General features: G+C 71.6%; 18 protein-coding genes. 13 read left to right on the top strand and 5 right to left on the bottom strand.

The annotated features are described in order from the left end of the window. Nucleotides 1-15 precede the first annotated feature (15 nt). On the bottom strand, nucleotides 16-873 hold the full coding sequence (locus Cs7R123_RS10705; RefSeq protein WP_212825643.1) for a helix-turn-helix transcriptional regulator: 858 nt from the start codon (nucleotides 871-873) through the stop codon (nucleotides 16-18). Nucleotides 874-1,061: 188 nt separating this feature from the next. Between Cs7R123_RS10705 and Cs7R123_RS10700 the strand changes: the two genes are divergently transcribed. Both Cs7R123_RS10700 and rsgA read left to right on the top strand, forming a co-directional pair. After that, the gene (locus Cs7R123_RS10700; RefSeq protein ID WP_212825641.1) at nucleotides 1,062-1,259 is read left to right on the top strand and encodes a hypothetical protein; all 198 of its coding nucleotides are present in this window, start codon (nucleotides 1,062-1,064) and stop codon (nucleotides 1,257-1,259) included. Nucleotides 1,260-1,445: 186 nt separating this feature from the next. Next, nucleotides 1,446-2,507 (top strand): ribosome small subunit-dependent GTPase A, encoded by a 1,062-nt coding sequence (gene rsgA, locus Cs7R123_RS10695; RefSeq protein WP_212825639.1) that lies wholly within the window; start codon nucleotides 1,446-1,448, stop codon nucleotides 2,505-2,507. Between the two features lie 40 nt (nucleotides 2,508-2,547). Here rsgA and Cs7R123_RS10690 read toward each other — a convergent pair whose 3' ends face one another. Beyond that, the gene (locus Cs7R123_RS10690; protein ID WP_212825637.1) at nucleotides 2,548-3,219 is read right to left on the bottom strand and encodes a hypothetical protein; all 672 of its coding nucleotides are present in this window, start codon (nucleotides 3,217-3,219) and stop codon (nucleotides 2,548-2,550) included. A gap of 409 nt (nucleotides 3,220-3,628) precedes the next feature. On the opposite strand from Cs7R123_RS10690, the gene uvrA reads away from it, so the two are divergent. The 11 genes from uvrA (at nucleotide 3,629) to secG (ending at nucleotide 17,806) form a co-directional block, all read left to right on the top strand. Beyond that, complete coding sequence (uvrA, locus tag Cs7R123_RS10685; RefSeq protein WP_212825635.1) at nucleotides 3,629-6,538, top strand: excinuclease ABC subunit UvrA; 2,910 nt, start codon at nucleotides 3,629-3,631, stop codon at nucleotides 6,536-6,538. A gap of 96 nt (nucleotides 6,539-6,634) precedes the next feature. Beyond that, the gene (locus Cs7R123_RS10680) at nucleotides 6,635-7,102 is read left to right on the top strand and encodes a Rieske (2Fe-2S) protein (RefSeq protein ID WP_212825634.1); all 468 of its coding nucleotides are present in this window, start codon (nucleotides 6,635-6,637) and stop codon (nucleotides 7,100-7,102) included. A gap of 29 nt (nucleotides 7,103-7,131) precedes the next feature. Then, nucleotides 7,132-9,081, top strand: coding sequence for an excinuclease ABC subunit UvrC (uvrC, locus tag Cs7R123_RS10675; RefSeq protein WP_212825632.1), 1,950 nt, complete (start codon nucleotides 7,132-7,134; stop codon nucleotides 9,079-9,081). 121 nt (nucleotides 9,082-9,202) lie between these two features. Further along, complete coding sequence (gene rapZ / locus Cs7R123_RS10670) at nucleotides 9,203-10,075, top strand: RNase adapter RapZ (RefSeq protein ID WP_212829071.1); 873 nt, start codon at nucleotides 9,203-9,205, stop codon at nucleotides 10,073-10,075. A gap of 100 nt (nucleotides 10,076-10,175) precedes the next feature. Further along, a complete protein-coding gene (gene yvcK / locus Cs7R123_RS10665; protein WP_212829070.1) occupies nucleotides 10,176-11,111 on the top strand; it encodes a uridine diphosphate-N-acetylglucosamine-binding protein YvcK in 936 nt (311 codons plus the stop codon). Nucleotides 11,112-11,189: 78 nt separating this feature from the next. Then, the gene (gene whiA, locus Cs7R123_RS10660; protein WP_212825630.1) at nucleotides 11,190-12,170 is read left to right on the top strand and encodes a DNA-binding protein WhiA; all 981 of its coding nucleotides are present in this window, start codon (nucleotides 11,190-11,192) and stop codon (nucleotides 12,168-12,170) included. 312 nt (nucleotides 12,171-12,482) lie between these two features. Further along, nucleotides 12,483-13,487, top strand: a complete 1,005-nt coding sequence (gene gap, locus Cs7R123_RS10655) for a type I glyceraldehyde-3-phosphate dehydrogenase (protein ID WP_212825628.1) — start codon at nucleotides 12,483-12,485, stop codon at nucleotides 13,485-13,487. Continuing rightward, nucleotides 13,487-14,683 (top strand): phosphoglycerate kinase, encoded by a 1,197-nt coding sequence (gene pgk / locus Cs7R123_RS10650; protein WP_212825626.1) that lies wholly within the window; start codon nucleotides 13,487-13,489, stop codon nucleotides 14,681-14,683. The genes gap and pgk overlap by 1 nt, the downstream gene beginning before the upstream one ends. A gap of 2 nt (nucleotides 14,684-14,685) precedes the next feature. After that, the gene (gene tpiA, locus Cs7R123_RS10645; RefSeq protein ID WP_212825624.1) at nucleotides 14,686-15,465 is read left to right on the top strand and encodes a triose-phosphate isomerase; all 780 of its coding nucleotides are present in this window, start codon (nucleotides 14,686-14,688) and stop codon (nucleotides 15,463-15,465) included. Nucleotides 15,466-15,737: 272 nt separating this feature from the next. Continuing rightward, on the top strand, nucleotides 15,738-17,474 hold the full coding sequence (locus Cs7R123_RS10640; protein ID WP_212825622.1) for an ABC transporter substrate-binding protein: 1,737 nt from the start codon (nucleotides 15,738-15,740) through the stop codon (nucleotides 17,472-17,474). A 77-nt stretch (nucleotides 17,475-17,551) separates the two neighbouring features. Beyond that, entirely contained in the window at nucleotides 17,552-17,806 is a 255-nt protein-coding gene (secG, locus tag Cs7R123_RS10635; protein WP_212829069.1) for a preprotein translocase subunit SecG, read from the top strand. Nucleotides 17,807-17,870: 64 nt separating this feature from the next. Here secG and pgl read toward each other — a convergent pair whose 3' ends face one another. From pgl to zwf, 3 genes are read right to left on the bottom strand one after another with little or no spacing between them, the layout of a single operon-like run. Beyond that, nucleotides 17,871-18,611: a 6-phosphogluconolactonase gene (gene pgl, locus Cs7R123_RS10630; protein WP_212825620.1), complete on the bottom strand. Its 741-nt coding sequence runs from the start codon at nucleotides 18,609-18,611 to the stop codon at nucleotides 17,871-17,873. Further along, complete coding sequence (locus Cs7R123_RS10625; protein WP_212825618.1) at nucleotides 18,608-19,618, bottom strand: glucose-6-phosphate dehydrogenase assembly protein OpcA; 1,011 nt, start codon at nucleotides 19,616-19,618, stop codon at nucleotides 18,608-18,610. The genes pgl and Cs7R123_RS10625 overlap by 4 nt, the downstream gene beginning before the upstream one ends. Nucleotides 19,619-19,649: 31 nt before the next feature. Further along, nucleotides 19,650-21,185 carry a glucose-6-phosphate dehydrogenase gene (gene zwf / locus Cs7R123_RS10620; RefSeq protein ID WP_212829068.1) on the bottom strand — a complete coding sequence of 512 codons (1,536 nt, stop codon included), beginning with the start codon at nucleotides 21,183-21,185 and terminating at the stop codon, nucleotides 19,650-19,652. Between the last annotated feature and the right edge of the window lie 3 nt (nucleotides 21,186-21,188).

The following is a 21,188-nucleotide window of genomic DNA, read 5'->3' as shown; positions in this document are numbered from 1 at the left end:
CGTGCTCCTTACGCCTTACTCAACGTGATTCTGCGCTATACGGAGCAGCAGCTGCCGTGACGAATGCGGGCTCAATGCCGCCGCGCAGAGATGGTCGAAGACCAGACTATATCGCCGTACGTCGCGAGCGTCGTCAAGGTAGACCGCGCCCGCATATCCCTCCAGATAGACAGTGTCGGGATCGCGCGGATCGGCGAATCGCATCACGCGGAACGAGCCGACCATGGCTTCGTACTCTCCGTGTTCGAACGGCAGCACCTGGATGGTCACGTTCGGCCGGTCGCCCGCCGCGACCAGTGCCTTGAGCTGCTGGCTCATCACGGTGGGCCCGCCCACGCGGCGGTGCAGGGCCGCCTCGTCCAGGATCACCCACAGCTCCGGCGGGTCCGGGCGCAGCAGGATCTCCTGCCGGGTCAGCCTGATCCGGACGCGGCGCTCGACCTCCTCCTCGTCGTCGGGGGCAGCGGTCCTTATGAGCGCCCGCGCGTATTCGGCGGTCTGCAGCAGGCCGGGGATCAGCATCTGATCGGTGCCCCGAATCGAGGCCGCCTCGGATTCGAGTTGAATGAGTTTCAGAAAGGGCGCGGAAAGGTCGCCGTACTTGAGCCACCAGCCGCCGCGGCGTTTGGATTCGCGGGCCAGTTCGGTCAGTTCCTCACGCTGTACGGCGTCGTCGAGGCCGTACAGGTCGAGCAGGGCGAGCAGATCGCCCCGGCGTACCCCGACCTCGCCGTTCTCCATCCGGCTCAGCTTGGACGGCGAGCAGTCCAGGACCGGGCCCACCTGCTGGTGGGTCAGCCCGGCGCGTTCGCGCAGCTCCCGCAGCGCGACGCCCAGCCGGCGGCGGCGCAGTGACGTGCCCGAGGTGGCCATGACCCTCCTTCGACGGCGATCAGTTCCGCCCCAGTCTGGTGCGGCCGCTTCGGACCCGGCAAGACCCGTCCGGCACCGTGCCGGGCCGGGTGTCGGCGACCGGTCGGAGTTGACCCGCCCGCAACCTTGAACCTGAAACTCGCACGTGCGAATCTGGAGTACAGGACGGCGCATCTGGGGAGGCCGACGTGCACAGTGGACGCATCACAGACGCACAGGCTGCGGGTTACCGGCGGATGCTGCGCGACCACACGCCGAACCCGGCGACGCCGGAGGCCGGCTGCCCGATCTGCCACCGGCACCACTGCGCCGACTACCGGTACGCGTTCGGCTCGCTGGCCGTCGCCGGGCGCTCCACCGCGCTCGACGCCCCAGCCGGCGCCTGACCATCGGCGATAATCCGTGGCACCCGGTGCGGGGTGCGCGTAGCGTGGCGGCCAGTACGCGAGACCGGCTCGCCGACGACGGCCTTGAAGGGGGTGGCGCCATGACTGTCGAGGTATCCAGCACGCCACCCGAACGGGTGGCGTGACCCCGCTCCATCCGCACCGGCAAGGCAAGGACATCTGAAGATGACCGTCACGTTGGCGTCCCTCGGCTGGGACGACCGCTTCGCTACCGCATACCCCCTCTTCGACCGGCCCGACCACCAGCCGGGCCGCGTGGTGCGCGCCGACCGCGGCGTCTGCACCGTGCTCACCGCCGACGGCACCGTACGCGCCGGACTCGGCGGCCCGGCCATGATGGCCGCCGCGGCCGACCCCGTCGCGCTGCCCTGCGCGGGCGACTGGGTGGCCCTGCGCCACTGGCCCGACGCCCGCACCACCATCGAGTCGGTGCTGCCCCGCCGCAGCGCCGTGGTCCGCCGCACGGCGGGCAAGGACTCCACCGGCCAGGTCCTGGCCGCCAACCTCGACACCATCGCCGTGGTCGCCTCGCTCGACCCCGGCCCCGAACCGGCCACCGTCGAGCGGCTGCTCGCCCTGGCCTGGGAGTCCGGCGCCCAGCCCGTGCTGGTGCTGACCAAGGCCGACCTGGTCGCCGACCCGGCCGCCCTGGCCGACCACCTCGCCGAACTCGCCCCCGGCGTGCCCGTGCACCCGGTCAGCGCCGAGCACGGCCACGGCCTGGCCGACCTGGCGCCGTACGTGGCGCCCGGCCGCACCCTGGGGCTGCTCGGCCCGTCCGGCGTCGGTAAATCCACCCTGGTCAACGCGCTGCTCGGCGCCACCGTGATGACGACCCAGGCCAACCGGCGGGTCGACGGCAAGGGGCGGCACACCACGACGTACCGGGCGCTGGTGCCGATCCCCGGCGGCGGGGCGGTGCTCGACACTCCCGGCATCCGGGGCGTCGGCCTGCTCGACGGCGAGGTCGGGCTCGATCGCGCGTTCGCGGACGTGCTGGCGGTCATCGCGCAGTGCCGGTTCGCCGACTGCGCCCACGGCGCCGAGCCGGGGTGCGCGGTGCGCGAGGCGCTGGCCGACGGGGCGCTGACCGGGCGGCGCTGGGAGAGCTGGTGCAAGCTCCAGCGCGAGTTGGCGTACGAGTCGCGCCGCCGCGAGGACCGGCTGGCCACCGCGGCACGCCGCCGCGGCCGCCAGTGGGAACCCCCGCCCCGCTTCCGCCTCTGACCTCGGTGTCCTCGGGTGTACCCGGGGTCGGCGCCCGTGCTCAGTGGGCGCCGGCCGCCGGGCTCTCGTCGGTGATGCAGTAGAACCGGCCGCCGTCGATGACATACCCGTCGTACGAGGCGCACCTGGTCCAGTCGGCCACCACCGCCTCGACGCGGGCGTCGTGCATATCGGAGCAGGACACGAAGCGGACCGCGTCGTACATCCCGAGCGGGGTGCTCCGCCGCACGCAGCCGCCCGCCCGGTCGTAGCGCTCGCCGCCCGGCCCCACCACCTGCGGCACCACCGCCACCAGCACCGCGAGCAGTGCCAGCGCCAGCCACGAACCCGGCCGCCGCAGCACGGGACGGCCCGGGACCAGCGGCCGGTGGTTGGGCGCCGCCAGCACCGGGTGCGGCCGGGGCTCGGCCAGGGCGGTGACGGCCCGCCGGGCGGCCAGGTTGCGGGCCACCACCAGCGGCACCAGCACGGGGGCGAGGAAGTGCCAGATTCCGCTGGTCAGCGACCGGGCCGTGGCGTCGCGGAACAGCGTGATGCCGCAGTCGCGGCAGAACGGCCCCTGCTCCCGGCTCCACCGCAGATACACCAGCACGCCGCTGACCTGGTACACGGTCGTGGCCGCGGCCGGCATGTGCTGGCAGAGCACGCAGGTCGGCCCGGTCGTGTCGATCGGGTCGGCGGCGGGCGCTGAGGCGCTGGTCACGTCGGTCACGGGGCGGGATGCTAGCGCGCTCGGCGGTTGTCATCAAAGGAGTGACCCGCGGCCGCGACCGCCGAGATCCACCGAGTTGCCGGGCAATCGGGCACATGAGCGCCACCCATATGCCCGATTGCCCGGCAACTCGGCCAAGGGGTGTGACGGGTGGTGGGGGCGAGACTCGCCGGGGTTAGCACGTGTGTTCGTGGCGCGTGGCGAACTTGTCGGAGGGCGGGGCTAGAGTTGCCCAGGCACTCGACTGCCCTGCTCTGCGCAGGTGCGCGCTGCTGCGCGCGTACTGCTGAGAGCTTTGTCCGGTGCCGTGACTTTGATGCTGTGACTTTGATGCCGTGATTCAGGACGCCCCGTCCGGGGCGCATCCAGTGGAACACTTCCGAGCAACCGTGGTAGGGGAGATCCTTCCGTGAGCGATCGACTGATCATTCGTGGGGCGCGCGAGCACAACCTGCGCGACGTCAGCCTGGACCTGCCGCGCGACGCGATGATCGTGTTCACCGGCCTGAGCGGGTCGGGCAAGTCCAGCCTGGCCTTCGACACGATCTTCGCCGAGGGCCAGCGGCGCTACGTCGAGTCGCTGTCGTCGTACGCCCGGCAGTTCCTCGGCCAGATGGACAAGCCCGACGTCGACTTCATCGAGGGCCTGAGCCCGGCGGTCTCGATCGACCAGAAGTCGACCTCGCGCAACCCGCGCTCGACCGTCGGCACCATCACCGAGGTGTACGACTACCTGCGCCTGCTCTTCGCCCGCGTCGGCCAGCCGCACTGCCCGACCTGCGGCGAGGCGATCAGCCGGCAGAGCCCGCAGCAGATCGTGGACCGCATCCTGGCGATGGAGGAGGGCACCCGGTTCCAGGTGCTCGCCCCGGTGATCCGCGGCCGCAAGGGTGAATACCTCGACCTCTTCTCCGACCTGCAGAGCCGCGGCTTCGCCCGCGCGCGGGTCGACGGCGTGGTGCACTCGCTGACCGAGGTGCCGAAGCTGGCCAAGCAGCAGAAGCACACCATCGAGGTGGTCGTCGACCGGCTCGCGGTCAAGGAGAGCAGCAAGCAGCGCCTGACCGACTCGGTCGAGACCGCGCTGGGGCTGGCCGGCGGCATCGTGATCATGGACTTCGTCGACCTGCCGGAGGACGACGAGCACCGCGAGCGCAAGTTCTCCGAGAACCTGGCCTGCCCCAACGAGCACCCCCTGGGCATCGAGGACCTGGAGCCGCGCGTCTTCTCCTTCAACTCGCCCTACGGCGCGTGCCCCGAGTGCACCGGCCTGGGCACCAAGAAGGAGGTCGACCCCGAGCTGGTCGTGCCGGACCCGGAGAAGACCCTGGCCGAGGGCGCGATCGCGCCGTGGTCGGGCGGCCACACCATGGAGTACTTCTCCCGGCTGCTGGAGGGCCTGGGCGACAAGTACGGCTTCGACATGGACACCCCGTGGCGGGCCATCACCGCCAAGGCGCAGAAGGTGATCCTGCACGGCGCCGAGAACCAGGTGCACGTGCGCTACCGCAACAAGTACGGCCGCGAGCGCTCCTACTACTCCGAGTTCGAGGGCGCGGTGAAGTGGCTGGAGCGCCGCCACTCCGACACCGAGAGCGAGTGGTCGCGGGAGAAGTACGAGGGCTACATGCGGGAGGTGCCCTGCTCGGTCTGCGGCGGCACCCGCCTGAAGCCCGAGGTGCTGGCGGTGACCCTGGACGGGCGCAACATCGCCGAGCTGTGCTCGCTGTCGGTGGGCGAGGCCGCCGAGGCGCTGGCCGGGCTGGAGCTGGACGACCGGCAGCGGTTCATCGCCGAGCGGGTGCTCAAGGAGATCAACGCGCGGCTGCGCTTCCTGGTCGACGTGGGCCTGGACTACCTGTCGCTGGGCCGCCCGTCGGGCTCGCTGTCCGGCGGCGAGGCGCAGCGCATCCGGCTGGCCACGCAGATCGGCTCGGGCCTGGTCGGCGTGCTGTACGTGCTGGACGAGCCGTCGATCGGCCTGCACCAGCGCGACAACCACCGCCTGATCGAGACCCTGGTCCGCCTGCGCGACCTGGGCAACACCCTGATCGTGGTCGAGCACGACGAGGACACCATCCGCACCGCCGACTGGATCGTGGACATCGGTCCGGGCGCGGGCGAGCACGGCGGCCGCATCGTGCACTCGGGGACCTACGACAAGCTGCTGGTCAGCGAGGAGTCGGTGACCGGGCAGTACCTGTCGGGGCGCAAGGAGATCGCGGTCCCGGCGACGCGGCGGCCGCCCACGCCGGGGCGGGAGCTGACGGTGGTCGGCGCGCGCGAGCACAACCTGCGCAACCTGACCGTGACGTTCCCGCTGGGGCAGTTCACGGCGGTCACCGGCGTGTCCGGGTCGGGCAAGTCGACGCTGGTCAACGACATCCTGTACACGGTGCTGGCCAACCAGATCAACGGTGCCCGGATGGTGCCGGGCCGGCACACCCGGGTGACCGGCCTGGAGCACGTGGACAAGGTCGTCGGCGTGGACCAGTCGCCGATCGGGCGCACGCCGCGGTCGAACCCGGCGACGTACACGGGCGTGTTCGACAACATCCGCAAGCTGTTCGCCGAGACCACCGAGGCGAAGGTGCGCGGCTACGGTCCGGGCCGGTTCTCGTTCAACGTCAAGGGCGGCCGCTGCGAGAACTGCGCGGGCGACGGCACGATCAAGATCGAGATGAACTTCCTGCCGGACGTGTACGTCCCGTGCGAGGTGTGCAAGGGCGCCCGGTACAACCGGGAGACCCTGGAGGTGCACTACAAGGGCAAGACCATCGCCGAGGTGCTGGAGATGCCGATCGAGGAGGGCGCCGCCTTCTTCGAGGCCATCCCGGCGATCCACCGGCACCTCAAGACGCTGGTCGACGTCGGTCTGGGCTACGTGCGGCTGGGGCAGAGCGCCCCGACGCTGTCCGGCGGCGAGGCGCAGCGGGTCAAGCTCGCCTCGGAGCTGCAGAAGCGCTCCACCGGCCGCACCGTGTACGTCCTGGACGAGCCGACCACCGGCCTGCACTTCGAGGACATCCGCAAGCTGCTGCTGGTGCTTCAGGGGCTGGTCGACAAGGGCAACACCGTGATCGTCATCGAGCACAACCTCGACGTGATCAAGTCCGCCGACCACCTGATCGACATGGGCCCGGAGGGCGGCCACAAGGGCGGCACGGTGCTGGCCACCGGTACGCCCGAGGAGATCGCGGCGGTCGCCGGCAGTTACACGGGTGAGTTCCTGGCCCCGATGCTGAAGGCGGCCGCCCCGGCCGCCCCGGCACCTCGGGCGAAGAAGGCGAGCCGCGCCAAGCAGGTGCAGACCGCCTGATCCGTTGGCGAAACGGATAGTTGAATTCGCAGCTAAATTTCAGAGACGCCGGGTAGGTTGCCTTTCAGACCCCTCACAGGAAGGTGACCTACCTCTATGAGTGACGCGCTTCAGCCTGCCACTTCGCGCCGTACGCTGCTCGCGGGCGCGGGGATGGCGGGCGCTGCCGGGCTGCTGGCCGCCTGCGGCACGGACGAGCCCGCCGCGACGCCGAACAACGGTTCCGGTGGCGGGCCCAGCGGCGGCACCGGTGCCCAGGCTCCCGCCAGCGGCACGGTGCTGGGCAAGACCGCGGACATCCCGGTCGGCGGCGGCAAGATCTTCGCCGAGCACGGCACCGTGGTGACCCAGCCGTCGCCGAACATCTTCGTCGGCTTCAGCAGCATCTGCACGCACCAGAGCTGCCCGGTCAGCCAGATCGCCGACGGCAAGATCAAGTGCACCTGCCACTTCAGCGAGTTCAACATCGGCGACGGCGCTCCGGCCAAGGTGGACCAGCCCGCCAAGCGCGCCTTGGACGAGCGCAAGATCGTGGTCGAGGGCGACGAGGTGCGGATAGCTTGAGCGTCAGACCTCCCTACTAGGCTTGCGGCGTGGCTGATCCGTCCCAGTACCGGCCCGCGCCGGGCAGCATTCCCGACGCGCCCGGTGTGTACCGGTTCCGTGACGACACGGGGCGGATCATCTACGTCGGCAAGGCGAAGAGCCTGCGCAGCAGGCTGAACTCGTACTTCGCCGATCTGTGGTCGCTGCACCAGCGCACCCAGCAGATGGTCACCACCGCCGCGGGCGTGGACTGGGTGGTCGTCGGCACCGAGGTCGAGGCCCTCCAGCTGGAGTACTCCTGGATCAAGGAGTACGACCCCCGCTTCAACGTGAAGTACCGCGACGACAAGTCGTACCCCTACCTCGCCGTCACCCTGGACGAGGAGTACCCCCGCCTGCTGGTCATGCGCGGGGCGAAGAAGAAGGGCGTGCGCTACTTCGGGCCGTACTCGCACGCCTGGGCCATCCGCGAGACCCTCGACCTGCTGCTGCGCGTCTTCCCGTCACGCACCTGCTCGGCCGGGGTGTTCAAGCGCGCGGGCCAGATCGGCCGCCCGTGCCTGCTCGGCGACATCGGCAAGTGCTCCGCGCCGTGCGTGGGGCGGGTCAGCGCCGCCGAGCACCGCGCCATCGTGCTGGAGTTCTGCGACTTCATGGCCGGGCGTACCGACGACATGCAGAAGCGGCTCGACCGCCAGATGCGCGAGGCGTCGGCCGCGATGGAGTACGAGCGCGCCGCCCGCCTGCGCGACGACCTGGTCGCCCTGCGCCGCGCGATGGAGAAGCAGTCGATCGTGCTGTCCGACGGCACCGACGCCGACGTGGTCGCCTTCGCCGACGACCCGCTGGAGGCCGCGGTGCAGGTCTTCCACGTCCGCGACGGGCGGGTCCGCGGCCAGCGCGGCTGGATCGTCGACAAGACCGAGGACCTGACCATCGGCGACCTGGTGCACCACTTCTGCACCCAGATCTACGGCGACGCCGGACCAGCCGAGGGGACCGAGGCGGACGTGCCGCGCGAGATCCTCGTGCCGGAGCTGCCCGCCGACGCCGACGCCCTGTCGGACTGGCTGTCGGCGCACCGCGGCTCGCGGGTCAGCCTGCGGGTGCCGCAGCGCGGCGACAAGAAGTCGCTGATGGAGACCGTGGCCCGCAACGCGCTCCAGTCGCTGGCCCAGCACAAGCTGCGCCGTGCCGGGGACCTGACCGCGCGCAGCCGCGCCCTGGAGGAGATCGAGGACGCGCTCGGCCTGGCCAGCGCCCCGCTGCGGATCGAGTGCTTCGACATCTCGCAGATCCAGGGCACCGACGTGGTCGCCAGCATGGTCGTCTTCGAGGACGGCGTGCCGCGCAAGAGCGACTACCGGCGCTTCATCATCAAGGGCGCCACCGACGACGTCTCGGCGATCAGCGAGGTGATGCGGCGCCGGTTCGCCCGCTACCTGGCCGAGGGGCCGGCCGACCCGGAACCGGCTGCTGCGGCTGATCAGGGCGGGCGGCCCAGGCGGTTCGCGTACCCGCCGCAGCTGATCGTGGTCGACGGCGGCGCGCCGCAGGTCAACGCGGCCGCGGCGGTCATGTCCGAGCTCGGCGTCACCGACGTGGCCGTCTGCGGGCTGGCCAAGCGGCTGGAGGAGGTCTGGCTGCCCGACGACCCGATGCCGGTCATCCTGCCGCGCCAGGCCGAGGGGCTGTACCTGCTCCAGCGGGTCCGCGACGAGGCGCACCGCTTCGCCATCACGTTCCACCGGCAGCGGCGGTCGGCCCGGATGACCGCCTCGGACCTCGACAGCGTGCCCGGCCTCGGCGAGATCCGGCGCAAGGCGCTGCTGCGGCACTTCGGGTCGCTCAAGCGGCTGGCCGCCGCGGGGGCCGACGAGATCGCCCAGGTGCCCGGGATCGGTCCGCGCACGGCCGCGGCCGTGCTGGCGGCGCTGGGTGTACCCCAGCAGGTGAATCCGACCGCGGAAAGCGGCGCTTCCGGCGAGCCTGGCTAGGATGAACCTCCGTGCCGGGCGGTGACCCGGCGCGCGGGCGCTTAGTGGGGGCTACGTGAGCGTGGAGACGGCAAGGCACGGCGCGACGGGGGATCGCGCGGAGCCGGCAGCCGAGCAGGAGCTGTCCGGCGAGGCCGCCACCGACCTGGTGGTGGTGACCGGCGTCTCGGGCGGCGGCCGCAGCACCGTGGCGCGCGCCCTGGAGAACGTCGGCTACTACGTGGTCGACAACCTGCCGCAGGCACTGCTGGTGCAACTGGCCGAGCTCGCCGCCAAGGCGGGCGGGGCGGCCCGGCACACCGCCATGGTCCTCGACGTGCGCAGCCGCGCCTTCTCCACCGACCTGGCCGGGGCGATCCGGGAGCTGCGCGAGCGGGGCTTCAGCCCCCGCGTGGTCTTCGTCGACGCCGACGACGAGGTGCTGATCCGGCGGTTCGAGAGCGTGCGGCGCTCGCACCCGCTACAGGGCGACGGCCGCCTCTCCGACGGCATCGCCGCCGAGCGCGGCCTGCTCGCCGAGGCGCGCGAGCAGGCCGACGTGCTCATCGACACCTCGCACCTGAACGTCAACCAGCTGCGGGCCCGGGTCGAGGAGCTGTTCGCCAGCCCCGACGCGCTGCGGCTGCGGGTCACCGTGCTGTCGTTCGGCTTCAAGTACGGGCTGCCCCCCGACGCCGACTTCGTGCTCGACGCCCGCTTCCTGCCCAACCCGTTCTGGGTGCCGGAGCTGCGCGAGCAGACCGGCCGCGACCAGCCCGTCAGCCGGTACGTGCTGGGCCAGCGGGGCGCGGGGACGTTCGTGGAGACGTACGCCCGCCTGGTCACCGCGACCGCGCCGGGTTTCGAGCGCGAGGGCAAGCGGTATCTGACCGTGGCCGTCGGCTGCACCGGCGGCAAGCACCGCAGCGTGGCCATCGCCGAGGAACTGGCCCGCCGCCTGCGCGAACTGCGGGTGGTGGCACACGCGCAGCACCGCGACCTCGGCCGCGAGTGACGCCGCGAGCGGCTTAGGCGCATATGACGGGGAACAGCAACGAGGCTCGGCACGTCCATGACCGCGACGAGCACAGCAGGGAGCGGGCATGAACGAGGCGATGAAGCCGATCAAGGTGGTGGCCTTCGGGGGCGGGCACGGCCTCAGCGCCAGCCTGCGCGCATTGCGCGCGACCGGGCTGCCGCTGGAGCTGACCGCGGTGGTGACCGTGGCCGACGACGGCGGCTCCAGCGGGCGGCTGCGCGCGGCCCGCTCGGTGCTGCCGCCCGGTGACCTGCGCCAGGCGCTGGCCGCGCTGGCCGCCGCCGACGGCGTCAGCGACGGCACGGCCAGGCTGATGCAGTACCGCTTCACCGGCTCCGACGAGCTGGCCGGGCACCCGGTCGGCAACGTGGTGCTGTGCGGCCTGATGGAGCTGCTCGGCGACCCGGTCGCCGCGCTGGAGCACGCCCAGGCGATGGTGCACGCCGTCGGCCGGGTGCTGCCGATGTCGTGCCATCCGCTGGGCATCGAGGCCGACCTGATCGTGGACGGGAAGCAGATCACGGTCCGCGGCCAGCACCAGGTCGCGGTGGCGCCCGGCCGGGTGGTGGAAGTGCGGCTGGAGCCGCCGCAGCCGCAGCCGTGCCCGCAGGCGATCGAGGCGATCGGCGCGGCGGACTGGCTCGTGTTCGGGCCGGGCAGCTGGTACACCAGCGTCATCCCGCACCTGCTGGTGCCCGAGCAGGCGGCCGCGATCGTGGCCAGCCCGGCGCGCCGGCTGGTCACCCTGAACCTCGCCGCGGACCGGGAGACGGTCGGCCTGTCGCTGCCCGACCACCTGGCCGCGCTGAGCCGGTACCTCCCGGACCTCAAGGTCGATATTGTTCTGGTCGACAGGAATGCCGTGCCAGACCCCGAACCGGTCGCGAATGCGGCAGAATCACTCGGTGCCCGCATCGCGCTCGCCCCGGTGGCGGTCGACGACGGCACGCCGCGACACGATCCGGTCCGATTGGGCCGCGCACTGGTGCCACTACTGCGCACCGCTCGTTAGCACGTACGAACCCGGCACCACCGACTTGATCACAAACCATGGCGCAAAGCCCGCGACCGGCCACGAGGTGACGACACGATGGCGATGACCGCTGCGGTCAAAGACGAACTGAGCCGGGTCGACGTGCCCAAGCCCTGCTGCCGGCGGGCGGAGATGGCGGCGCTGCTGCGCTTCGCCGGCGGCCTGCACATCGTCTCCGGCCGTGTGGTCGTCGAGGCGGAGCTCGACACCGGCGCGGTGGCCCGGCGGCTGCGCACCACGGTGGCCGACCTGTTCGGCTACCCGAGCGAGGTGCACGTGCTGGCGTCGGGCGGGCTGCGCAAGGGCAGCCACTACATCGTGCGCATCGTCAAGGACGGCGAGGCGCTGGCGCGCCAGACCGGCCTGCTGGACGTGCGCGGCCGGCCGGTGCGGGGCCTGCCGCCGAACGTCGTCTCGGCCAGCGTCTGCTGTGCCGTGGCGGCGTGGCGGGGCGCGTTCCTGGCGCACGGGTCGCTGACCGAGCCGGGCCGCTCCAGCGCCCTGGAGATCACCTGTCCGGGGCCGGAGTCGGCGCTGGCGCTGGTCGGCGCGGCCCGGCGGCTGGGCATCACCGCCAAGGCCCGCGAGGTGCGCGGGGTGGACCGGGTGGTGGTCAAGGACGGCGACGCGATCGCCGCGCTGCTGACCCGCATCGGCGCCCACTCCAGCGTGCTGGCGTGGGAGGAGCGCCGGGTACGGCGCGAGGTGCGGGCCACCGCCAACCGCCTGGCCAACTTCGACGACGCCAACCTGCGCCGCTCGGCCCGTGCGGCGGTCGCCGCGGCGGCCCGGGTCACCCGGGCGCTGGAGATCCTCGCCGACGACGCCCCGGGGCACCTGACCAGCGCGGGCCGCCTGCGGCTGGAGCACCGGCAGGCGTCGCTGGAGGAGCTGGGCGCGCTGGCCGACCCGCCGCTCACGAAGGACGCGATCGCCGGGCGCATAAGGCGTCTGCTGGCGCTTGCCGACAAGCGCGCGCGTGACCTCGGCATCCCGGACACGGAGGCCGCCGTCACCGCGGAGATGCTCACCGTCTGAACGGTGACCCGCCGCACCCGATCCCGCCTGACCAGTTCAGGCGGGATCGTCGTTTTCAGCGCCGCCCGCGGTGGCCCGGCGGGCCCGGTTTGTTAAAAGAGTGGCGGACGACACCATCGTGAAACAAAGACCCCGGCGGTGCCGCCGGTCACAGCTCAGCTAGGGTCGAACAAGTACGGCGACGCTGCCGACAGCTCGGCCGCAAGCCGTTATGTCAGGTGTGTGGGCGGCGGGACCGGGCGAGTGACCTATAGGCCGCCGCACTCGGCTTTCGAAGCCGCCAGTCGGCGCACATGCGAGGAGATGGGACCTGTGACCATCCGGGTTGGCATCAACGGCTTCGGCCGCATCGGGCGTAACTTCTACCGGGCCCTGCTGGCGTCCGGCGCGGACATCGAGCTGGTTGCCGTCAACGACCTGACCGACAACGCGACCCTGGCGCACCTGCTCAAGTACGACAGCATCCTCGGCCGCCTGCCCTACGAGGTGAAGGCCACCGAGACCGACCTCACGGTCAACGGCAAGTCGTTCAAGGCGTTCGCCGAGCGCGACCCGGGCAAGCTGCCCTGGGGCGACCTGGGCGCCGACATCGTGATCGAGTCGACCGGTCTGTTCACCGACGCCGCCAAGGCGAAGGTGCACGCCGACAACGGCGCGAAGAAGGTCATCATCTCGGCCCCGGCCAAGGGTGAGGACATCACCATCGTGCTGGGCGTCAACCACGACAAGTACGACCCGGCGGCGCACACGATCATCTCGAACGCGTCCTGCACCACCAACTGCCTCGCCCCGATGGCGAAGGTCCTGAACGACACGATCGGGATCGAAAAGGGTCTGATGACCACGATCCACGCGTACACCCAGGACCAGAACCTGCAGGACGGCCCGCACAAGGACCTGCGTCGCGCCCGCGCCGCGGCCCTGAACATCGTGCCGACCTCGACCGGTGCGGCCAAGGCGATCGGCCTGGTGCTGCCGGAGCTGAAGGGCAAGCTGGACGGCTTCGCGCTGCGCGTGCCGATCCCGACCGGCTCGGCCACCGACCTGACCTTCACCGCCGCTCGCGAGACGTCGGTCGAGGAGGTCAACGCCGCGATCAAGGCCGCGGCCGAGGGCCCGCTCAAGGGCATCCTGGTCTACACCGAGGACGAGATCGTGTCCTCGGACATCGTGACCGACCCGGCCTCCTGCATCTTCGACGCCGGTCTGACCAAGGTCATCGGCAACCAGGTCAAGGTCGTCGGCTGGTACGACAACGAGTGGGGCTACTCGAACCGCCTGGTGGACCTCACCAAGCTCGTGGGCGCCTCGCTCTGATGCGTTCCCTCGACGAGCTGCTCGGCGAGGGTGTCTCAGGTCGGCGCGTGCTCGTGCGCGCCGACCTGAACGTGCCTTTCGTCAAGGACAACCCCGGCGTGATCGCCGACGACGGCCGCATCCGGGCCGTCCTGCCGACCATCGTCGCCCTGCGGGACGCGGGCGCTGCGGTGATCGTCATGTCGCACCTGGGCCGCCCCAAGGGCGAGCCCGACCCGAAGTACACCCTGGCGCCGGTCGCGCAGCGGCTCCAGGAGCTGCTGGGCTCGCCGCTGGAGTTCGCCGCCGACACCGTCGGCGAGTCGGCCCAGGCGGCCGTCGCCGCGCTGGCGCCGGGCGGCGTGGTGCTGCTGGAGAACCTGCGCTTCAACGCCGGTGAGACCAGCAAGGACGACGCCGTACGCGGCGCGTTCGCCGACCAGCTGGCCGGCTTCGCCGACGTCTACGTCGACGACGCGTTCGGCGCGGTGCACCGCAAGCACGCCAGCGTCTACGACGTGGCGGCCCGGCTGCCGCGCTACGCGGGCGGACTGGTCGCGACCGAGGTCGAGGTGCTCAAGCGCCTCACCGAGAACCCGGCCACGCCGTACGTGGTGGTGCTCGGCGGGTCGAAGGTCTCCGACAAGCTGGCCGTGATCGAGGCGCTGCTGAACAGCGCCGACAAGCTGCTCATCGGCGGCGGCATGTGCTTCACCTTCCTCAAGGCCCAGGGCCACGGGGTCGGCGGCTCGCTGCTGCAGGACGAGATGCTCGACACCTGCCGCGACCTGCTGGCCCGCGCCGGCGACCGGATTGTGCTGCCGGTGGACATCGTCGTGGCCGACAAGTTCGCGGCCGACGCGCAGACCGAGACGGTCGCGGCCGACGCCATCCCCGACGGCTGGCTCGGCCTGGACATCGGCCCGGCGTCGGTGGCGCTGTTCACCGACGCGCTGGCCGGGGCGAAGACGGTCTTCTGGAACGGCCCGATGGGCGTGTTCGAGCTGGCCCCGTTCGCGGGCGGCACCCGCGGCGTGGCCGAGGCGATCACCAAGGTCGACGGCTTCACCGTGGTCGGCGGCGGCGACTCCGCCGCGGCCGTGCGGGCGCTGGGCCTGGACGAGGCGGCCTTCGGCCACATCTCCACCGGCGGCGGCGCGTCGCTGGAGTACCTGGAGGGCAAGGCCCTGCCGGGCCTGCTCGCACTGGAGGCGTGACGATGGCAGTGGAGAAGCGCCGGCCGCTGATGGCCGGCAACTGGAAGATGAACCTCAACCACCTCGAGGCCATCGCCCTGACCCAGAAGCTCGCGTTCAGCCTGAACGAGAAGCAGCTGGAGGCGGTCGAGGTCGCGGTGATCCCGCCGTTCGTCGACATCCGCAGCGTGCAGACCCTGGTCGACGGGGACCGCCTGCTGCTCAAGTACGGCGCGCAGGACGTCTCGGCCTACAAGTCGGGCGCCTACACCGGCGAGATCGCGGCGAGCATGCTGGCCAAGCTGGGCTGCTCGTTCGTGGTCGTCGGCCACTCCGAGCGCCGCCAGTACCACGCGGAGAGCGACGAGCTGGTCAACGCCAAGGTCAAGGCTGTGCTCGGCGACGACATGACGCCGATCCTGTGCATCGGCGAGGGCCTGGACGTCCGCGAGGCGGGCAACCACGTGGAGTACACGCTGGCCCAGCTCGACGGCGGCCTGGCCGGGCTGACCCCGGCGCAGGTGGAGAAGGTCGTGGTGGCGTACGAGCCGGTGTGGGCCATCGGCACCGGCAAGACCGCCACGCCCGAGGACGCCCAGGAGGTCATCGGCGCGATCCGCGCGCAGCTGGCCAAGACCCAGGGCGACGCCACCGCCAACGTGGTGCGGGTCCTCTACGGCGGCTCGGTCAAGGGCTCGAACATCGCCGCGATCATGGCGCAGCCCGACATCGACGGTGCGCTGGTCGGCGGAGCGAGCCTCGACGCCGACGACTTCGCGAAGATCTGCCGCCTGGGGGAGTGACCCCGGGCTCGGGACGGGCGGGTGGCCATCGGCCGCCCGCCCGTCCCGCGTTCCGGCCCGGCTCGCGGCAGGCAGGCGCCGGTTCCGTACACACAAAGTGATCTCCCAGATGCCGGGAGTCCTTCTTTGTTGCGATCTGGCTCCCGCCTGCCGGTGCCGCCGCGCGAGTGCCTAGAGTGTGGCGCGTGGCCGGGCACCTCAGGTGCGCGGTCCCGCCCCCGACCACCCCCGAGATCCTTGGTGGGCTACCCGCGCCCGCCGAGAGGACGACCATGCCTCTCCTGCGTATGCGCCGCATGACCGCCGCCGCCGTGGCGCTCGTCGCCGCGGGCGCCGTCGCCGCCTGCGACTCTGCGGCCGACTCCAGCCAATCCGTCACCTCGGGCGGCACGCTGCGGGTCGTGATGACGCAGCTGCCCTCCCACCTGGACCCGCAGAAGATCGCCGCGGCGCTCGACTCCAACGTCAGCCGCCTGCTGTCGCGCACGCTCACGACGTACAAGTCCGAGCCCGGCGCGGCCGGCAGCGAGCTGGTGCCCGACCTGGCCACCGACCTCGGCCGGCCCAGCGAGAACAACACCGTGTGGGAGTTCAAGCTGCGCGAGGGCGTGAAGTGGGAGGACGGCGCCGCGATCAACTGCCAGCAGCTGAAGTACGGCGTCGAGCGCAACTTCTCCTCGCTGTTCAAGTCGGGCCTGCCGTACGCGAAGCTGATGCTGGCCGACAACGCGACGCCCTACGAGGGCCCGTACAGCGGCAAGGAGCTGGACTCGGTCAGCTGCGACGACTCGCGCACGATCAAGTTCAAGCTGAAGCAGCCCACCGGCGACTTCAACTACACGGTCGCGCTGTCGGTGTTCTCCCCGGCCAAGCCGGGTGCCGACGGCGACAAGGACGCCTACGACCTGCGCCCGCTGTCCAACGGGCCGTACCGGGTGGAGCCCCGGATCAGCCCTGACAAGATCACGCTGATCCGCAACGAGCACTGGTCTTCCTCGGTCGACAGCGTCCGCAAGGCGTACCCGGACAAGATCGAGATCGTCAAGAACGAGAACGACCCGGCCGTCACCAACGCGCTGATCCAGGACCAGGGCGGCGACCGCAACTCGGTGCTGCTCAACAGCAACGTCGCGCCGAACTTCCTGCAGCAGGTCGTCAACGACCCCGACCTGTCCAAGCGGACGGCGACCGGCCCCACCGGCGCGGTGCGCTACTTCGCGATCAACACGAAGCTGGTCAAGGACCTGCGCTGCCGCCAGGCACTGGTGTACGCGTTCAACAAGCGCAAGTACCGCCAGGCGATGGGCGGCTCGATCATCGGCGACCTGGCCACCTCGATGATCCCGCCGGGTCTGGCCGCGCACGCGAAGTTCGACCACTACGACACCCTGCTCGACGGCGACGGCAACGAGGACAAGGCCATCGCGCTGATCGACCAGGCCAAGAACGCCGGTGTCACCTGCCCCGACACGATCAACGTGGCGCTGCCGGACAACGACACCATCGCCCGGTACGTCAAGACGATGGTCGACGCGTACCTGCGCATCGGGGTGAAGGTCAACCTCAAGCGGCTGGACGCCGACACGTACTGGGACCTGATCGCCGACTCGGGCCACTCGTACCAGCTGGTCTACGCGGGCTGGCTGCCCGACTGGGCCAACGGCTCGGCGGTCATCCCGCCGCTGTTCGACAGCAGCCTCGTGCAGCCGCCGGGCGAGCTGAGCGGCTCGAACTACTCGTTCCTCAAGGACGCCGAGGTGGACCAGGCGATCAAGGAGGCGACCTCGGAGCCGGACCTGGCGCGCCAGTACAAGCTGTGGGGCGAGCTGGACGGCAAGCTCTCGCAGATGGCCGTCACGATCCCGGTGCTCTATCCCAACGCGATCCGGATGTCCGGCTCGAACGTCGGCGGGTTGTTCATCCATTCGCAGTTCGGTATGCCCGATCTGGCCGCCCTTGGCCTGCTCGATCCGACCATCGCGACGGATGTGGCCTCCTCGCCCTCCTGAGTCCGGGCCGCGCCCGCTATCCTTGACCGACACCTACGGGCCGCGCCCGCGGCCACCGAAACCTAAGGACCATGCTCATGCCGATCGGCTTCGCCTACGCAATGATCGTGTTGCTGATCATCACCAGCGCCCTGCTGACCCTGCTGGTGCTGCTGCACCGAGGCAAGGGCGGCGGCCTGTCCAGCATGTTCGGCGGTGGCGTCTCGTCGAGCCTGGCCGGGTCCTCCGTGGCGGAGAAGAACCTCGACCGGTACACCGTGCTGGTGGGCATCGTCTGGTTCGCCTGCATCGTCGGCCTGGGCCTCTGGCTCAAGCTGGAGATGGCCGGCTGATCCGCGCGATCACACGAAAAGGGGCCGGTCGGAACTCCGACCGGCCCCTTTCGCATGTGTCGCCCTACCGCGTGGGGACGCGGTCCGGCGCGGGGACGCGGGACGCGGCGGCCGCGTCCAGCAGCCACAGCGTGCGCGAGGTCCCGTGCACCGTGGCGGCGGGCAGCCCGCCCGAGGTCAGGGCGGTGCCGACCGCCTCGGCCTTGTCGGCGCCCGCCGCGATCAGCCACACCTCGTCGGCCGTGTTGATCGCGGCCGGGGTGAGCGTGGTGCGCACCGGCGGCGGCTTGGGGCTGTCGGTTACCGCGCCGACCAGGCCGTCAGCCACCGGGAACCCGGGGAAGACCGAGGCCACGTGCCCGTCCTCGCCGACGCCCAGCAGCAGCACGTCGAAGCGCGGCAGCCGCCCGTCGCCCGCCGCGGCCAGCTCCCCGGCGTAGCGGCGGGCCGCCAGTTCGGGATCTGCGCCGTCGGGGCCGTCGGCCGGTGGCATCGGGTGCACCCGGGCCGGATCGAGCGGCAGCGCGTCCAGCAGAGCCGCCCGCGCCTGGGTCTCGTTGCGGTCGGGGTCGCCCGAGGGCAGGAACCGCTCGTCGCCCCACCACAGGTCGACCCGCGACCAGTCGACCGCGGCGCGGGCGGGGCTGGCCAGCACCGCCCGGTAGACCGCGGCGGCGACCCGGCCGCCGGTCAGCACCGCGTGGGCGCCGCCGTGCACGGCCTGGGCGTCGATCAGCTTCACCAGCAGCCGCGCCGCGACCGCCTCCGCGAGCACCGTCGCGTCGGCGTGCACCACCACGGTCATGCGCTCGCCCCCACCGGCTGGGCCCAGGCCGGGTCCTGCCAGATGTGGGTGCGCACGGCGGGCCGCTCGCCGAGCCCGGCCACCCCGGTCGCCGCCGACAGCGCCCGCGAGTACGGCTGGTCGGCGTCGAGCCGCTGCAGCTCCTCGGCCAGCTCCTCGCCGAGGCGCCGCTGCAGCAGCGGCATCACCAGGTCGAGCTGGCCGGTCTTGCGCAGCAGCGCCATGCCGTCGCCGGTGCTGTGCAGGCTGAGCGTGCCGCCGTCGGCCAGCGCGAAGTCGACGCCGCTGAGCCTGCCGCCGTCGGCCGAGTCGGCCAGCCGCACCGGGATGCCGGTGCGCGAGACGATCCAGCCGCGCAGCAGCGCGCCGAGCGGGTCGGCGGCCCCGGTGTACACCACCGCCGAGATCGCGGTGCTGTTGCCGGTGTCGAAGGCGCCCGCGATCAGCGAGCGCCAGCCGGTCAGCCGGGTCCAGGACAGGTCGGTGTCGCCCGGGGCGTAGTCCAGCGCCCGCTGGCGCAGGGCCGCCTCGGGGTCGGCGCACTGGGCGATGTCGGTGACCCGGCGCTCGGCCACGACGCCGAGCGGGTCGTACGCGATGTGCTCCGGCGGGGTGCCGTGCCACCAGGTGACCACCGGCACGTCCGGGGCGAGCAGCGGCATGACCACCGACTCGCTGTGCAGCGCCAGGCGGCCGTGCATCCGCATGATCACGGCCTCGCACGGGCCGAGGCGCCCGCCGACCACGATCTCGGCGTCGAGCCGGTCCTTGGCGTTGGCGGTGGCCGCGTCGACCCCGGCGACCGGCCCGCGGCTGACCACGAGCAGGCGGCAGGGGTGCGAGGCCGCGGCGATGGTGGCCGCGTCCTCGACCTGGCGGACCCGGCCCTCGTCCACGATGACGACCAGGTTCAGCGCCAGGCCGCTGGCCACGCCGCCGGCGTTGCGCCGCTCCGCGGCGAGCTTGCGCACCACCTCGTTACCGGTGGTGTCCCACAGGGCTAGCATCCCGCCCGCCTTCCGCAGAGATCGTCAGTCTTCATGCCCGCCGCCAGGTGCGGCCCTCGGCGGCCAGCATCTCGTCGGCCTCGCGCGGACCCCACTCGCCGGCCCGGTAGGTGGCGGGCTTGGTGCCGATCCACGCCGCCTCCAGCGGGTCGACGATGCGCCAGCCCTCCTCGACCTCGGCGGCGTCCGGGAACAGGGTCCGGTCGCCGAGCATCACGTCGAGGATGAGCCGCTCGTACGCCTCCGGGCTGGACTCGGTGAACGCCTCGCCGTACGCGAAGTCCATGCTGATGTCGCGCAGCTCCATCTGGGTGCCCGGCACCTTGGACCCGAACTTGAGCATCACGCCCTCGTCCGGCTGCACGCGGATGACCAGCTGGTTGTGGCCCAGCAGCTCCACGTCCTCCGGGTAGAACGGCAGGTGCGGCGCCTTCTTGAACAGCACCGCGACCTCGGTGACCCGCCGGGGCAGGCGCTTGCCCGCCCGGATGTAGAACGGCACCCCGGCCCAGCGCCGGTTCTGGATGGTCAGCCGCGCCGCGACGTACGTCTCCGTCGTCGAGGTCGCCGGGACGTCGGACTCCTCCAGGTAGCCCTTGACCCGCTGCCCGGCCACCCAGCCGGTGAGGTACTGCCCGCGCACCGTGCCGGTGGTGACGTCGGCCGGCGGCGCGGTGGCGCGCAGCACCTTCAGCTTCTCGGCCCGGATCTCCGAGGCGTCGAAGGTGGTCGGCTCCTCCATGGCGACCAGCGCCAGCAGCTGTAGCAGGTGGTTCTGCAGCACGTCGCGGGCGGCGCCGGTGGCGTCGTAGAAGCCCGCGCGGCTGCCGATGCCGACGTCCTCGGCCATGGTGATCTGCACCGAGTCGACGTACTTGGAGTTCCACAGCGGCTCGAACAGGGAGTTGGCGAAGCGCAGCGCCAGGATGTTCTGGACCGTCTCCTTGCCGAGGTAGTGGTCGATGCGGAACACGTCCTGCGCGCTGACCACGTCGTCGACCAGGTCGTTGAGGGCCTTGGCCGAGGTCAGGTCCTCACCGAACGGCTTCTCCACCACGACCCGGCGCCAGCCGCCCGACTTGTCGTTGTCGGCCATGCCGGTGCGTTCGAGCTGCTTGAGCACGGTCGGGAACGCTGCGGGCGGGATGGACAGGTAGAACGCGGCGTTGCCCGGGATGCCGTGCGAGTCGCGCAGCTCGTCCAGGGTGCGGGACAGCGTGTCGAAGGCGGCGTCGTCGTCGAACGCGCCGCCCACGAACTTGATGTTGCCCGACAGCCGGGCCCAGACCTCCTCGCGCCACGGGGTGCGCGCGTGCTCCTGGGCCGAGGTGCGGGCCAGCTGCTCGAAGTCGCCGTCGCCCCAGTCGCGCCGGGCGAAGCCGAGCACCACGAAGCCGGGCGGCAGCAGGCCGCGGTTGGCCAGGTCGTACACCGCGGGCAGCAGTTTCTTGCGGGCGAGGTCGCCGGTGACCCCGAAGATGACCAGCGCGCACGGTTCAGGGATGCGCGGCAGGCGCCGGTCCTGCGGATCCCGCAGCGGGTTGGGCTGCTGCGGGGTGGACGGCACGCT

This window comes from Catellatospora sp. TT07R-123 (genome assembly GCF_018327705.1).
Taxonomy (GTDB): domain Bacteria; phylum Actinomycetota; class Actinomycetes; order Mycobacteriales; family Micromonosporaceae; genus Catellatospora.
The sequence above is the reverse complement of the archived record's forward strand: the minus strand, read 5'-3'. Positions and strand labels throughout refer to the sequence as shown.

What these genes read in the sequence shown, in the direction of transcription:
- Cs7R123_RS10625 (WP_212825618.1), bottom strand. Translation starts at nt 19,618, where the DNA reads ATGCTAGCCCTGTGGGACACCACCGGTAACGAGGTGGTGCGCAAGCTC.
- tpiA (WP_212825624.1), top strand. Translation starts at nt 14,686, where the DNA reads ATGGCAGTGGAGAAGCGCCGGCCGCTGATGGCCGGCAACTGGAAGATG.
- yvcK (WP_212829070.1), top strand. Translation starts at nt 10,176, where the DNA reads ATGAAGCCGATCAAGGTGGTGGCCTTCGGGGGCGGGCACGGCCTCAGC.
- pgk (WP_212825626.1), top strand. Translation starts at nt 13,487, where the DNA reads ATGCGTTCCCTCGACGAGCTGCTCGGCGAGGGTGTCTCAGGTCGGCGC.
- secG (WP_212829069.1), top strand. Translation starts at nt 17,552, where the DNA reads ATGCCGATCGGCTTCGCCTACGCAATGATCGTGTTGCTGATCATCACC.
- rsgA (WP_212825639.1), top strand. Translation starts at nt 1,446, where the DNA reads ATGACCGTCACGTTGGCGTCCCTCGGCTGGGACGACCGCTTCGCTACC.
- pgl (WP_212825620.1), bottom strand. Translation starts at nt 18,611, where the DNA reads ATGACCGTGGTGGTGCACGCCGACGCGACGGTGCTCGCGGAGGCGGTC.
- whiA (WP_212825630.1), top strand. Translation starts at nt 11,190, where the DNA reads ATGGCGATGACCGCTGCGGTCAAAGACGAACTGAGCCGGGTCGACGTG.
- Cs7R123_RS10705 (WP_212825643.1), bottom strand. Translation starts at nt 873, where the DNA reads ATGGCCACCTCGGGCACGTCACTGCGCCGCCGCCGGCTGGGCGTCGCG.
- Cs7R123_RS10680 (WP_212825634.1), top strand. Translation starts at nt 6,635, where the DNA reads ATGAGTGACGCGCTTCAGCCTGCCACTTCGCGCCGTACGCTGCTCGCG.
- Cs7R123_RS10640 (WP_212825622.1), top strand. Translation starts at nt 15,738, where the DNA reads ATGCCTCTCCTGCGTATGCGCCGCATGACCGCCGCCGCCGTGGCGCTC.